This window comes from Streptomyces paromomycinus (assembly GCF_003865155.1).
GTDB classification, from domain to species: Bacteria; Actinomycetota; Actinomycetes; order Streptomycetales; family Streptomycetaceae; genus Streptomyces; species Streptomyces chrestomyceticus.
This window is the reverse complement of the sequence record NZ_BHZD01000001.1, coordinates 7,995,985-8,008,723: the sequence shown is the minus strand read 5'-3', so window position 1 is coordinate 8,008,723 and position 12,739 is coordinate 7,995,985. Positions and strand designations below refer to the sequence as shown.

The window sequence follows — 12,739 nt, the reverse complement described above, 5'->3', positions numbered from 1 at the left end:
CTGGTGGAGTGGCCGAGAGGCGAGGCAACGGCCTGCAAAGCCGTCTACACGGGTTCAAATCCCGTCTCCACCTCCAAGGACGATTAGCTCAGCGGGAGAGCGCTTCCCTGACACGGAAGAGGTCACTGGTTCAATCCCAGTATCGTCCACTGGTCCGCAAGGACCGATCCCCCGGCCTTCGGGCAGGGCGGAACCCGCGCGATTAGCTCAGCGGGAGAGCGCTTCCCTGACACGGAAGAGGTCACTGGTTCAATCCCAGTATCGCGCACGCAGCACCCCGCGGCCCCGGCCGCGGTCCCGAGGACGATTAGCTCAGCGGGAGAGCGCTTCCCTGACACGGAAGAGGTCACTGGTTCAATCCCAGTATCGTCCACACCGTAAGGCCGAGGGCCGGAGCTTCTTGCTCCGGCCCTCGGCCGTTGTGGCGTTCCGGGCGGTCGCGGCCCCGGACCTCAGGAGGAGAAGAGCATCCGGCCGAAGCCGCGCTGTCCGTGACCGCCGTGGTGTCCGTGGTGGCCGTAGTGACCCTGGTGCGGTGCGCCCCACACGGGAGCGGACGGGTACGCCTGGGGGCCGGGCGGAGGCGGCGGGGCCTGCTGGGCCCACTGCGTCTCCAGGCGGGACAGCGCCTCCAGCTCCCCGTAGTCGAGGAAGATTCCCCGGCAGCCGGCGCACTGCTCGATCTGCACGCCGTTGCGGTTGTACGTCTGCATCGGTGCATGGCACTTGGGACAGTGCATGGCGCTCATCTCCTGTCAGGAGGGCGGCTCCCCGGAACGTCCGTCCGGCGGTGACGGTTTCACCCTACGGCTCCGGCCGGTCCGCCAACTCGGGTCCGGCGCAAGCCATCCGGCCGCAGGCGTCCACGACGGCCCCCTCGTCCTCGTCCAGCGGCCGGCCCGCCGCGGCGGCCTTGGCGACGGCGAGCGCGGCGGTCTGGACCGTCAGGGCGCGGGCCGGGGTGTCCAGTTCCGGCCAGGGAGCACCGCGGGGGCGTACGGCGGGTCCGCCGGCTGCGCGGTAGGCGCCGAGGAAGCGGGACCAGGCGGCGGGGGCCAGCAGACCGGTGGCGAACCAGGCGGCGGGGCGGGCCAGGTCCCATGCCGGGTCGCCGAGTCCCAGGTCGTCGATGTCTATGAGGAGCCAGGGGCCGTCCGGCACGGGGTGCCTGACGAGCTGTCCGAGGTGGAGGTCGCCGTGGCAGAGGGCGGTCGCGCGGGGCGGCGGGGCCTCGTCGCGGGCCCACGGGGGCAGCTGGGCCCAGGCGCGCTCGACGGTGGTGGCGGCGCGCCGGAGGGCCGGGGCGGGCGGGGCTCCAGTACCCGGTTCCGCGGTCGCGGCCCGCATACGGGCCAGGGCGCGGGCGGCCTTCGCCGGGCCACGCATCGGCGGTACCGGGCCGGGCAGCCGCGACGGCGCGACGGTGTGCAGCCGGGCGAGCAGCCGGGCCGTCTCCTCCCAGGGGGCGGCGTCGGGCGCGTCCGGGGAGACCGGCCGTCCGTACGGCCAGCGCGTCGCGGGGCGGCCGTCGGGGAGCGAGGTCAGGAGGCCGTCGGAGTCGGCCACCGGTGGCGACGGCAGGGGCGGGAGGGGCAGCGGCGGCAGCAGGATGCCGTGCAGCGCGGGGTGTGCGGCGATACGGAGCCGGACGGCCAGCCGCTCCGGGTCGCAGTCCGCAGCGTGCGCCTTGGCCACGACACGCCCGCTGCGGACGAGGGTGGCGTCGGGGCGGTCGGCGAGGAGGGTGGGGCGGTGGGCGGGGCGGGGATCGGTTCCGGGGTCGGGACCGGCTTCGGGACCCGCTCCAAGATCGACCTCGGGGCCAGGGCCAGGGCCGGGGCCGGGGTCGGCTTCGAGGCCGGGGCGGGCCCCGGGCCCGGGATCGGCCTCGGGCCCGAGGTGGGCCTCGGCCGCCAGGGCGGCCAGGCGGGCGATGTGTGACGCGGTCGCGGACATCGTTCCCCCCGGACGGAGTGGTTCGCCGGGGATCGTACGCCGTCGGCCGGGGCCGGGCCCCGGACAGACCGATGGCCGGGCATCTCCCCAGATGCCCGGCCACTCGTGCCGTCCGCCGCACCCCCGTCCCCACGGGGTTGTAGGCCGGAAGATCCCCCGTCCCGGGCCGCTCTCCCAGGACCGGGGCGCCTCAGCGCCCCAGCATTCCGGCCACGGACGACGCCTGTGTCATGACGGCCTCCCAGCCGCCGAACACCACGGCGAGCAGGACCGCCAGCGGCAGCACCATGGCCACCGCGACCAGCGGATGGCGGGTACCTGGACGCCGCCCGCCGAACGCCGAGGCGGCCCTGCGCCCTTGCGTGCGGACGGCCGTGCGCCCGAAGCTGTCTGCCATCGCCTAGCTCCCCGTCGAATTGGGGCGGCGGGCGTCTGACCTCGGGGGACGAGTGCGTTCGCCCGCCGCTTGCCTCCCACATTAGGGAACCGGCGGGCCCCGGGCGTCATGCCGTCGTACCGATTGGACGGCCTACGGGAGGATGACGGTACGCCGCGCCGCGTACTCCCCTGGGTGGAGACATCCCCCCGGAACCCCGGGTCATCCCGGAGGGGACGCTCACCCGGCGGCCGTCTCGGACTCCTCGGCCCGCGGAACGGGATGCTCGACCAGCGCCAGCACCCGGCTGGCCATGAACCGGGCCGTCCGCACCACCGAGCCGCTGCGGGTGACTTCGCTCACTTCCACCACTCCCCTGCGCACCGCCGTCTCGACTCTGCGGCCCGCTCTGCTCGCCACCACTTCGTACGTCCGGGTCGTGTCCCCGGCATCCACGACGATCTCGACTCGGTCACCCTTCACCGCGCCAATCCCCCTTCCGCGACGGATCATTGGGAGCACGCGCAGGAGGCCGGGCCGCGCCGCGCCCGGATTCCTGCCGCTCTTTCAGAATCCCACCCGGCACTGACAATCCGGCCGCCGACTCATGCGCGGCCTATCAGCACAGCGAGCCGTCAATCCGTAAGCTGTGCCACGTCAGACGGGACCGGGCAGCGGGGATGGACATGGCGATGATGCGGCTCCGGCGCGAGGACCCGCGTGTCGTCGGTTCGTACCGGCTGCACCGGCGGCTCGGCGCGGGCGGGATGGGTGTGGTCTATCTCGGCTCCGACAAGCGCGGGCAACGGGTCGCGCTGAAGGTCATCCGGCCGGATCTGGCCGAGGACCAGGAATTCCGGTCACGCTTCGCCCGTGAGGTGTCGGCCGCGCGGCGCATCCGCGGCGGCTGTACGGCGCGGCTGGTGGCCGCCGACCTCGACGCGGACCGGCCGTGGTTCGCCACCCAGTACGTCCCCGGGCCCTCGCTGCACGACAAGGTCAACGACGAGGGGCCGCTGTACCCGGCGCAGGTCGCCTCGATCGGCGCCGCGCTCTCCGAGGGCCTGCTGGCGGTGCACGACGCGGGCGTGGTCCACCGCGACCTGAAGCCGTCCAACATCCTGCTCTCCCCCAAGGGCCCGCGCATCATCGACTTCGGCATCGCCTGGGCCACCGGCGCGAGCACGCTCACCCACGTCGGTACGGCGGTCGGCTCGCCCGGCTTCCTCGCGCCGGAGCAGGTACGGGGCGCCGCGGTGACCCCGGCGACGGACATCTTCGCGCTCGGCGCCACACTCGCGTACGCCTGCACGGCGGACTCTCCCTTCGGCCAGGGCAGTTCGGAGGTCATGCTCTACCGCGTCGTCCACGAGGAGGCGCACCTGGGCGGTGTGCCGGACGCGTTGGCGCCGCTGCTGGCGGCCTGTCTGGCCAAGGACCCGGCGGACCGGCCCTCCACGCTGTCGCTGTCGCTGCGGCTGAAGGAGATCGCCGCGCGGGAGGCGCAGGGGCTGTCGTCGCCGGGTGGGTCCGGCGGCGAGGCGCTGCCCGGCGGGGCCGGGCGCGGGCGGGCCGGCCGTGGTCCGGCGTCCGAGCGTGGCGCGTCCCCGGACCGGGGGGCCGTGTCCGAGCGGAGCACTCCGGCCCGGGCCAGGCCCGTACGGCCGCAGGCGGACCGGCCGACCGGGAAGCGCGCGGAGGAGTACGCGCGGCAGCGGACGGAACGGCGGCCGGCCGGCACACCGACGCCGCGTCCGCAGGCGCCGCGCGGCGGCGCGCCGGGGCGCGGGAGCGCGCCGGGCCGCCCTCAGCCGGGCCCCGGGGCCGCTCCTGCGGGGCCTCCGGGGGATGCCGCGCCGAAGTCCCGTGGCGGCAGGCGGCCGTCCGTACCGGGGGCACGCACCTCCGGGCGTAACGGTTCTCGTCCGGCGCGGGCGCCCCGCACGGGGGCGCGGACGTCGCCCGGCGGACGCAGGCCAGGGCCCGACCGGCGGTTGCTGCGCCAGCGGATCATCGTGTTCATCACGGTGACGCTGCTGGTCGCGTTGGGGATCGCGACGGCGCAGGGGTGCCAGGGTCCGGCGCGCAGCCTGGGGGCCGAGGGGTCGGTGGTGACCTCGTCCGCGTCGTCGTCCACGTCCACGGCACCGGTGCATTCCGGGCGAAGTTGAGCGGCGTACCGGCCGGCTCCAGCCCAGACCGAGCAGACGTACCGAGGTCCGGGCGGGGGCCTCACGGGCCGTTGACAGGCCGTCCAGCGTGCTCCGCAAGGGCCCGGTAGGCAACTGACGGATGGGCCGGTCCGGGATGGTCCGCCGCGTACCGGTCACCGTGAATCGCCAGCATCGCCCAGTGCCACGCCTCGTCGTGGAAAACGAGGCCGCGGTACGGGTCACCGTCCGGCTCGTACGGGTAGCGCTCCAGCGCGGTTTCCCTGGCGGCCGAGGACGTCAGACCGCCATGCTGCCGCATCACATAGGCGTAGCCACGCCGCTCGGCCTGCAAGCAGTCGAGGTGATCCGCCTCGCTCCACGTCATGGCCGACTCTCGCCCTACTCGGTGGCCCGCCCCGTGTCCCCCCGCCCCGCCGTCACCGCGTAGAACGCCACCGCTGCCGCCGCCCCCACGTTGAGGGAGTCGACGTCGTGGGCCATCGGGATGCGGACCCAGGTGTCGGCGGCCCGTAGGGCCTTGGGGGTGAGGCCGTCGCCTTCGGCGCCGAGCAGCAGGGCCGCGCGGTCCAGGCGGTGGGGCGCCACCTCGTCCAGGGGGACGGCCTTGGCGTCCGGAGTGAGGGCCAGGAGGGGGAAGCCTGCCGCGCGAACCGCTTCGAGGTCGCGGGGCCAGTTCTCCAGACGGGCGTACGGGACGGCGAAGACCGCGCCCATGGAGACCTTGACCGAGCGCCGGTAGAGGGGGTCGGCGCAGTCCGGGGAGAGCAGGACCGCGTCCATGCCGAGGGCGGCGGCGCTGCGGAAGATCGCGCCGATGTTGGTGTGGTCGTTCACGGCTTCCATGACCGCGATCCGGCGGGTGCCGGGACGGGCCAGGAGTTCGGCGGCCGTCGGCAGGGGCTTGCGGGCCATGGACGCCAGGGCGCCGCGGTGGACGTGGTAGCCGGTCACGCGTTCGGCGAGGGCCGGGCTGACCACGTACACGGGGGCCTGGACCTCGTCGATGACGTCGCGCATGACGTCGACCCACTTGGCGGACAGCAGCATCGAGCGCATCGCGTAACCGGCGTGCTCGGCGCGCCGGACGACCTTCTCGCCCTCCGCGATGAACAGGCCCTCGGCCGGTTCACGGCGGCGGCGCAGTTCGACGTCGGTCAGACCGGTGTAGTCGCTCAGCCGCGGGTCGTCCGGGTCGTCGACGGTGATGATCTCAGCCACGGGATGGGGTGCCTTGTCGGTGCGGGCCGGCGAAAGGTTTCGCGGGTCAGGGGGCGGGGTTCACGGCGACGACGTCGCCGATGACGATGACGGCGGGCGGGCGGACGCCTTCGGCCCGTACCGTCTCGCCGAGGGTGCCGAGGGTGGCGTCCACCCGGCGCTGGGCCGCGGTGGTGCCTTCCTGGACGACGGCGACGGGGGTGTCGGCGCCGCGTCCGTGGGCGATGAGCGTGGCGGCGATGGCGCCGCTGTTCTCGACGCCCATGAGGACGACGACGGTGCCGCGCAGGCGGGCGAGGGCGGCCCAGTCGACGGTGGAGCGCTCGTCGTCGGGCGCGACATGGCCGCTGACGACGGTGAACTCCTGGGCGACGCCGCGGTGGGTGACGGGGATGCCGGCGGCGGAGGGCACGCTGATGGAGCTGGAGATGCCGGGGACGACGGTGCAGGGGATGCCGGCCTCGGCGAGGGCCTGGAGCTCTTCCATGCCGCGGCCGAAGACGTACGGGTCGCCGCCCTTGAGGCGGACCACGGCCTTTCCGGCGCGGGCGTGCTCTATCAGGGCGTTGTTGATGGCCTCCTGGGCCATGAACCGGCCGTAGGGGATCTTCGCAGCGTCGATGACCTCGACGTGCGGCGGCAGTTCGGCGAGCAGGTCGCGGGGGCCGAGCCGGTCGGCGATGACCACGTCGGCCTCGGCGAGCAGCCGGCGGCCGCGCACGGTGATCAGGTCGGGGTCGCCGGGGCCGCCGCCGACCAGGGCGACGCCGGTGGCGCGGGCGCGGTGGTGCGGGGCGGCGAGGGTGCCGTCGCGCAGGCCCTCGACGATGGCGTCCCGTACGGCGGCGGAGCGGCGCGGATCGCGGCCGGTGAGGACCGCGACGGTGACGCCCTCGCTGCGGCCGGTGGCCGGGGTCCAGGCGGTGGCGGCCTCGGCGTCGTCGGAGCGCACGCACCACACGCGGCGGTCCTCGGCCTCCTGGGAGGCGGCGGCGTTGGCCTCGGGGTCGTCGGTGGAGATCAGCGCGTACCAGGCGTCCGCGAGGTCCCCGGACTCGTACCGGCGGCGCTCCCAGCGGATCTCGCCGGTGTCGGCCATCGCCTCGACGGACGGCTTGGCGGACGGCGAGATCAGCAGGACGTCGGCGCCGGCGGCGACCAGGGAGGGCAGGCGGCGCTGGGCGACCTGGCCGCCGCCGAGGACGACCACGCGGCGGCCGGACAGGCGCAGTCCGACGGGGTAGGCGGCGTGTTCGGCGTGCTCGGCCATGGCGGTACGGCTCCTTGTGCGGTGGCGCGGGGCGCTGGTGGTGCGGGCAGCGCTCGCGGGCGGGGGAACGGGGACGCGTTCGCCGCTACGGCGCTGGAGCGGCTGGCGGGCGGGGCGGCTCGGCCCCGGGGTTCCGTACCTGGTGAGAGGGTACGGGCCCGGCCCACAGCCTATGTGGCTGCGGGCCGGGGGTCATGCTCAGGGCCGGTGGCCCGGCGGTCAGCTCTTCTCCGTGACTCCGGCGGAGTCGAAGGTGGCGACCTCGTGCATGGCGCGGGCGGCGCTCTGCACGACGGGCAGCGCCAGCAGGGCGCCGGTGCCCTCGCCGAGCCGCAGGTCGAGGTCGACCAGCGGGCGCAGTCCGAGCTTGTTGAGCGCGGCGACGTGGCCGGGCTCGGCGCTGCGGTGGCCGGCGATGCAGGCGGCCAGCGCCTCGGGGGCGATGGCGCGGGCCACCAGGGCGGCGGCTCCGGCGCTGACGCCGTCCAGGATCACCGGCGTACGCAGCGAGGCACCGCCGAGGATCAGGCCGGCCATCGCCGCGTGCTCCAGGCCGCCGACCGCGGCGAGGACGCCGATGGGGTCGGCGGGGTCGGGCCGGTGCAGTTCCAGGCCGCGGCGGACCACGTCGACCTTGCGGGTGTGCGTCTCGTCGTTGATGCCGGTGCCGCGGCCGGTGACCTCGGCGGGGTCGGTCTCGGTGTAGACGGAGATCAGGGCGGCGGAGGTGGTGGTGTTGGCGATGCCCATCTCGCCGGTGATCAGCGCCTTGTTCCCGGCGGCCACCAGGTCGCGGGCGGTCTCGATGCCCACTTCGAGGGCGCGCAGCACCTCTTCGTGGCTCATCGCGGGGCCCACGGTGAAGTCGGCGGTGCCCGGCCGGATCTTGCGCGGCAGCAGACCGGGAGTGGTCGGCAGGTCGGCCGCCACACCCACGTCCACGACGCAGACCTCGGCGCCCACCTGGTTGGCGAAGGCGTTGCAGACCGCGCCGCCGCCCAGGAAGTTGGCGACCATCTGCGCCGTCACCTCCTGGGGCCAGGGGGTGACGCCCTGGGCGTGCACGCCGTGGTCGCCCGCGAAGACGGCGACGGCGGCCGGCTCCGGGATCGGCGGCGGGCACTTGCGGGACAGGCCGCACAGCTGCGCGGAGATGATCTCCAGCATGCCGAGGGCGCCCGCGGGCTTGGTCATCCGCTTCTGGCGCTCCCACGCCTCGCCGAGCGCCTTGGCGTCCAGCGGACGGATGCCCTGGAGGGTCTCCTGGAGGAGGTCGGCGGGCGCCTCGCCGGGCAGGGCGCGGCGGCCGTACGTCTCCTCGTGGACGACCCAGGACAGCGGGCGGCGCTTGGCCCAGCCGGCCTGCATCAGCTCGGGCTCGTCGGGGAACTCGTCGACGAATCCGACGCAGAGGTACGCGACGACCTCCAGGTGGTCGGGCAGGCCCAGCTCGCGGACCATCTCGCGCTCGTCGAAGAAGCTGACCCAGCCGACGCCCAGGCCCTCGGCGCGGGCCGCCAGCCACAGGTTCTCCACCGCGAGGGCGGAGCTGTACGGGGCCATCTGGGGCTGGGTGTGACGGCCCAGGGTGTGCCGGCCGCCGCGGGTCGAGTCGGCGGTCACCACGATGTTGACCGGCGTTTCGAGGATGGCCTCGATCTTCAGCTCGCGGAACTGCTTGGCGCGGGCCTTGGGCAGGGACTTCGCGTACGCCTCGCGCTGCGCCGAGGCGAGCTGGTGCATCCGCTCCCGGGTCTCCTGCGAGCGGATGACGACGAAGTCCCAGGGCTGGGAGTGGCCGACGCTGGGGGCGGTGTGGGCCGCTTCCAGGACGCGCAGCAGCACCTCGTTGGGGATGGGGTCGGGGCGGAAGCCGTTGCGGATGTCGCGGCGTTCGCGCATGACGCGGTGCACGGCGGCCCGCTCGGAGTCGTCGTAGCCGGTGGCCGGAGGGGTGGTGGGCGCGGCCGGTACGGCGGCGGGGCCGGTCTCGGGCTCCGCGTCGGCTTCCGCGGCGGGGGCCTCGGTGGGCTGCTCCTGGGGGGCGTCCACCGGGGCGGCCGTGGCGTCGGGAGCCTGCGCCGTGTCCGTACCGTCCTGGTCGTCGCCGAGCTGGACGAGTTCGGAGGCGTCCTGCTCCGGGGCGGGCCGGTCGGCGGCGTCGTCCGGCGCTTCGGTCTCGGCGGCCTGGGCGGCCTCGGCCGCGGGCGCCGGGGCTTCCTCCGCCACCGGCGCGGCCGGAGTCTGCTCTGCGGCCGGGGCCGTCTGCGCGGGGCCCTGGGCCTCGGAGGTCTGCTCCGGGGAGACCGGGGCGGCGGCCTGCCCGGCCTCCGTGGGCACGGCCTCGGCGGCCGGGTCCTGCGCGTCGGCGGCCGGTACGGCCTCGGACACGTCGGCCGGCTGCTGCTCGGCGACCGCCGCCGGGGTGGCCGGTGCCGCGTCGGCTGCCTGCGGCTGCGGCTCTCCGGCCGGGGCGGCCGTCTCCTGCGGTACGTCGGTCACGGGCACGGTGGCCTGCTCCTGCTCCGGTACGGCCTGTTCTTGCTGCCCCACGGCCTGATCCTGCTCAGGTACGACCGGGGCGGCCGCGGTTTCCACGGGGGCCGCGGGCGATTCCGTACCGGGAGCTGTCCCGGCCGCGGTCTCCTGCGCCTCGGCCGCGCTCTGCGCCGGCTCGGCGGCCGGGGCGGCGGGTGCCTCCTCGGCGACCTGTATGGGCTGCGGCACCTGGGCCGGTTCCGCGGGCTGCGCGCCGTCGGCCGTGCCCGTGGCGTGCGTCGTCACACTCGGGTCGGTCACGTCCTGGGCCGGCTCCCCCGGTTGCGTGCCCCCGGCTTCCGGGACCGGCTGCCCGGCCGGTACGGGCTGTCCGGCCGTCGCGGCCTCGCCGGCCGGTGCCTGCTGCTCCGCCACCACGGGCTCGGCCGTCACGGCCTCCGCCACCACGGGCTCCGCCGCCTGCTCGCTGCCGTCGGCGTCCGTCTGCGGCGCGGCCCCCTCCGGAGCGGCCTCCGGCATGCCCTCGGGGCCTTCCGGAGCGGCCTCCGGCTGCGCTGCCGGGGCGACGGCTTCGGCCGCCTCGGCCTGCCCGTCGGCCTGCCCCTCGACCGGCTCCGCCGTCACATCAGTCGCCGCGTCAGCCGCCGTCACATCCGTAACCGCAGCCTCCTCAGCACCGAGATCGACCGATTCTGCAGCCGGAGCGGCGTCCGGGACCGCAGCGGTGTCCGGGACCGCAGCCTCGCCCGCGTCCGAAGGCTCGGCCACGTCCGGAGCCTCGGCCACCTCCGCGGCCTCGGCCACCTCCGCAGCCGGCGCCTCCCCGGCGGCCGTGGCCGTGTCCGGAACGGCCTGAACCGCGGCGGCGGCCTGTGCGGCGACCGGTGCCACCGGGGCCGCCTGCGCCGGAGCGCTGTCCCAGGACGGAACCTGCGCGGGCATCTGCTGCATGGGCATCTGCGCCGGCATCTGTACGGGGATCTCACCGAGCTGCGGCCCGGGCAGCGGTGCCGTACCGGAGGCCGCGTAGGCCTCGGCGGCGGACGTCTGCTGCGCGGCGGGGGCGGCAGCGGGGGCTTCCGGCTGCGGTGCGCCCTCCTCGACGTCCAGGTACTCGGGGCCGGTCGTCGGCGGGCCGGGGTTGCCGCGCACCGGAGTGCTCGGCGGCGCGCCGGCCGGGCCGCGGTCGGCGAGCGAGCGGACCACACCGCCGGTCGCGTCGGGCACCGGCGGGCCCATGTGCAGGGGGCGGCGCGGCGGCGCGGGGGCCTGCTGCGGCGCGGCGGGCGGCGGTACGCGTACGCCGCCCAGGTCGACGGAGGCGGAGTCGCGGCCGCCGCTCTCGTGGTCGCCGGCCTCCGGCGGCACCGGCTCGTACGCCATGGCGCCGAGCGGCGCGGAGTCGTACGGCCCGGCCTGCTCGGGCACGGTCGGCTGGGGCGCCGGCTGCGCCGACTGGGCCTGCTGGGCCTGCTGCGGGTACTGCGGCTGGTGGTGCTGCTGCTCGCTGCCCCACGCGCCCTGGGCGCCCGGCATCAGCAGCAGGTCGTCGTCCTCGGTGCCCGCGTCGGCGGGGTCCAGGAAGGTGTACGCGTCGGGCGCCTGGGGCGCCCCCGGCGGCTGCGTCGGGCCGGCATCGGCAGGCGGGGGAACGGCCGCCGGCTGCGGCTGTCCGGGCTGTGCGCCTGCGTTCTCCGGCAGTCCCTCGCCCGGGACCTGGCCGGTGTCGGTCATGCGTACCCCTCGCCCATTGGTAGTGCTCCTTCCAACCGCTCGTGCGACGCGCTCCACCGCGGCGCGCCGACCGCCCCTATAGCTAGAACGAGCGAGCGCGCCTCGCGGCACGTCCGCCCTTGAGTGCTTCATTTACGGCCAAAACCACAGCATGTTCCGGATATTGGCGTACGAAACCGAACGTGGGGCGGCGGCGCAACGATCCGCCAGCCTACCCCGCGCCGGTTGCGGGCCGGGTCACGGGTGAGCAACCCGGTAGCCGCTGAGCAGGAAGACGACGGCGCGTTCCCGCTCGACCCAGGCGGAGGTGTCCAGTTCGACGGACTGGAGGAGCGCGCATTCGGTCTCGTAGCCGCCGTCGGCCAGCGCGCGGCCGATCGCCTCGGCCTCGTCGCGGGTCGACGCGTGCGTCACGATGCGCTCGGGCCGGCGGGCCGCGCAGGCGGTGACCACCGCCGCTCCCCCGCCGCCGACCCGCACGACGTCCGGTTCCGGCAGGTCCTCCAGCACCTGGGGCGCCTGCCCCTGGACGACCTGGAGCTGGACGCCGTACCGGCGGGCGACCGCCGCGGTGCGCTCACAGGCGTCCGGGTCGGCGTCGACGGCGATGACGGCGGCGCCGAAGCGCGCTGCTTCGACGGCGGCGGCTCCGCTGCCCGCGCCGATGTCCCAGACGAGGTCTCCGGGCCGGGGCCCGAGGCGGGCCAGCTGGGCGCTGCGCAACTGGACGGATTCCCCCTCGTCCAGGACGCCGCCGTACGCCTGTGCGGGCAGCCCCCAGCCGCGCGGCGACGACGGGTAGGCGACGTCGCGCCCGGCCAGCCAGCCGCTGCCCTGGGTGGCGGCGTTGGCCCCGCCGACGACGATGACGACGTTGGGGTCGCGCCAGACGTGGTCGGCGGCCTTGTCGGAGGTGAGGACCGTCACCCGCTCGCGCGCGGTGCCCAGTTCCTCGCAGATGACGAAGGTGCGGTGGACGCCGTCCAGCAGCAGGGCGAGTTCGGCGGGGCCGGCGCCCGGCGCGGTGAGCACCGCGACCTTGGTGTGCGCGCGGCAGACGTTGACCGCCCGTCGCAGGTCGCGGCTGTGGGCGACGACGATCTGGGCGTCGTCCCAGGGCATTCCGGCGCGGGCGAAGGCGGCCGCGACGGACGAGACGGCGGGCACCACCTCGACCTCCAGGCCGTGCTCGGGTGCCCGCAGGGTCCGTACGACACCGAAGAAGCCGGGGTCGCCGTCGGCGAGCACCACGGCGGTGCCGCGGTGCTGGGCGATGCGGCGGGCGGCCAGGCCCACACTGCCCAGCCGGATGTGTTCGGCGTGCGGGGGCACTTCGGGCAGGGCGAGGTGGTGGGCGGCGCCGGCCACCAGGGTCGCCGCGCCGAGGGCGGAGCGGGCGGCGGCGGTCAACGGCGAACCGTCCCACCCGATCACCGTGACCCGGTCGGCCATCGTCGTCAGTCTCCTGAACTTCGCTTGCTACGGAACAGGGCAGGGCAATACGGGACAGAA

At 75.5% G+C, this 12,739-nt stretch carries 10 protein-coding genes and 4 tRNA genes; 5 read left to right on the top strand and 9 right to left on the bottom strand.

The window, feature by feature from the left end; genetic code table 11:
* Positions 1-2: 2 nt before the first annotated feature.
* From OEIGOIKO_RS34610 to OEIGOIKO_RS34595, 4 genes are all read left to right on the top strand, one after another.
* Positions 3-76: transfer RNA gene (locus OEIGOIKO_RS34610), tRNA-Cys, on the top strand.
* Position 77: 1 nt separating this feature from the next.
* Positions 78-149: transfer RNA gene (locus OEIGOIKO_RS34605), tRNA-Val, on the top strand.
* Positions 150-196: 47 nt separating this feature from the next.
* Positions 197-268 (top strand) — tRNA-Val (locus tag OEIGOIKO_RS34600).
* 33 nt (positions 269-301) lie between these two features.
* A tRNA-Val gene (locus tag OEIGOIKO_RS34595) sits at positions 302-373 on the top strand.
* A 79-nt stretch (positions 374-452) separates the two neighbouring features.
* Here the strand turns inward: OEIGOIKO_RS34595 and OEIGOIKO_RS34590 are convergent.
* From OEIGOIKO_RS34590 to OEIGOIKO_RS34575, 4 genes are all read right to left on the bottom strand, one after another.
* Positions 453-740 (bottom strand): TFIIB-type zinc ribbon-containing protein, encoded by a 288-nt coding sequence (locus OEIGOIKO_RS34590; protein WP_125057340.1) that lies wholly within the window; start codon positions 738-740, stop codon positions 453-455.
* Positions 741-804: 64 nt separating this feature from the next.
* Entirely contained in the window at positions 805-1,956 is a 1,152-nt protein-coding gene (locus tag OEIGOIKO_RS34585; RefSeq protein WP_170251943.1) for an aminoglycoside phosphotransferase family protein, read from the bottom strand.
* A 190-nt stretch (positions 1,957-2,146) separates the two neighbouring features.
* Positions 2,147-2,353 carry a hypothetical protein gene (locus OEIGOIKO_RS34580; protein WP_030999493.1) on the bottom strand — a complete coding sequence of 69 codons (207 nt, stop codon included), beginning with the start codon at positions 2,351-2,353 and terminating at the stop codon, positions 2,147-2,149.
* A 219-nt stretch (positions 2,354-2,572) separates the two neighbouring features.
* Positions 2,573-2,815, bottom strand: coding sequence for a hypothetical protein (locus OEIGOIKO_RS34575; RefSeq protein WP_125057339.1), 243 nt, complete (start codon positions 2,813-2,815; stop codon positions 2,573-2,575).
* Positions 2,816-3,018: 203 nt separating this feature from the next.
* Between OEIGOIKO_RS34575 and OEIGOIKO_RS34570 the strand changes: the two genes are divergently transcribed.
* Positions 3,019-4,503, top strand: a complete 1,485-nt coding sequence (locus OEIGOIKO_RS34570; RefSeq protein WP_170251942.1) for a serine/threonine protein kinase — start codon at positions 3,019-3,021, stop codon at positions 4,501-4,503.
* Positions 4,504-4,564: 61 nt separating this feature from the next.
* Here the strand turns inward: OEIGOIKO_RS34570 and OEIGOIKO_RS34565 are convergent, their stop codons facing one another.
* The 5 genes from OEIGOIKO_RS34565 to cbiE all read right to left on the bottom strand — a co-directional run bounded on the left by OEIGOIKO_RS34565 (position 4,565) and on the right by cbiE (position 12,679).
* Positions 4,565-4,870 carry a hypothetical protein gene (locus OEIGOIKO_RS34565; protein ID WP_125057337.1) on the bottom strand — a complete coding sequence of 102 codons (306 nt, stop codon included), beginning with the start codon at positions 4,868-4,870 and terminating at the stop codon, positions 4,565-4,567.
* A gap of 14 nt (positions 4,871-4,884) precedes the next feature.
* A complete protein-coding gene (locus tag OEIGOIKO_RS34560; RefSeq protein WP_125057336.1) occupies positions 4,885-5,724 on the bottom strand; it encodes a TrmH family RNA methyltransferase in 840 nt (279 codons plus the stop codon).
* Positions 5,725-5,770: 46 nt separating this feature from the next.
* Positions 5,771-6,994: a uroporphyrinogen-III C-methyltransferase gene (gene cobA / locus OEIGOIKO_RS34555; RefSeq protein WP_125057335.1), complete on the bottom strand. Its 1,224-nt coding sequence runs from the start codon at positions 6,992-6,994 to the stop codon at positions 5,771-5,773.
* 219 nt (positions 6,995-7,213) lie between these two features.
* Entirely contained in the window at positions 7,214-11,227 is a 4,014-nt protein-coding gene (gene cobT, locus OEIGOIKO_RS34550) for a nicotinate-nucleotide--dimethylbenzimidazole phosphoribosyltransferase (RefSeq protein ID WP_125057334.1), read from the bottom strand.
* Between the two features lie 237 nt (positions 11,228-11,464).
* The gene (gene cbiE, locus OEIGOIKO_RS34545; protein WP_125057333.1) at positions 11,465-12,679 is read right to left on the bottom strand and encodes a precorrin-6y C5,15-methyltransferase (decarboxylating) subunit CbiE; all 1,215 of its coding nucleotides are present in this window, start codon (positions 12,677-12,679) and stop codon (positions 11,465-11,467) included.
* Positions 12,680-12,739 lie beyond the last annotated feature (60 nt).

What these genes read in the sequence shown, in the direction of transcription:
- cbiE (WP_125057333.1), bottom strand. Translation starts at nt 12,679, where the DNA reads ATGGCCGACCGGGTCACGGTGATCGGGTGGGACGGTTCGCCGTTGACC.
- OEIGOIKO_RS34585 (WP_170251943.1), bottom strand. Translation starts at nt 1,956, where the DNA reads ATGTCCGCGACCGCGTCACACATCGCCCGCCTGGCCGCCCTGGCGGCC.
- OEIGOIKO_RS34565 (WP_125057337.1), bottom strand. Translation starts at nt 4,870, where the DNA reads ATGACGTGGAGCGAGGCGGATCACCTCGACTGCTTGCAGGCCGAGCGG.
- OEIGOIKO_RS34570 (WP_170251942.1), top strand. Translation starts at nt 3,019, where the DNA reads ATGGCGATGATGCGGCTCCGGCGCGAGGACCCGCGTGTCGTCGGTTCG.
- cobT (WP_125057334.1), bottom strand. Translation starts at nt 11,227, where the DNA reads ATGACCGACACCGGCCAGGTCCCGGGCGAGGGACTGCCGGAGAACGCA.
- cobA (WP_125057335.1), bottom strand. Translation starts at nt 6,994, where the DNA reads ATGGCCGAGCACGCCGAACACGCCGCCTACCCCGTCGGACTGCGCCTG.
- OEIGOIKO_RS34590 (WP_125057340.1), bottom strand. Translation starts at nt 740, where the DNA reads ATGCACTGTCCCAAGTGCCATGCACCGATGCAGACGTACAACCGCAAC.
- OEIGOIKO_RS34580 (WP_030999493.1), bottom strand. Translation starts at nt 2,353, where the DNA reads ATGGCAGACAGCTTCGGGCGCACGGCCGTCCGCACGCAAGGGCGCAGG.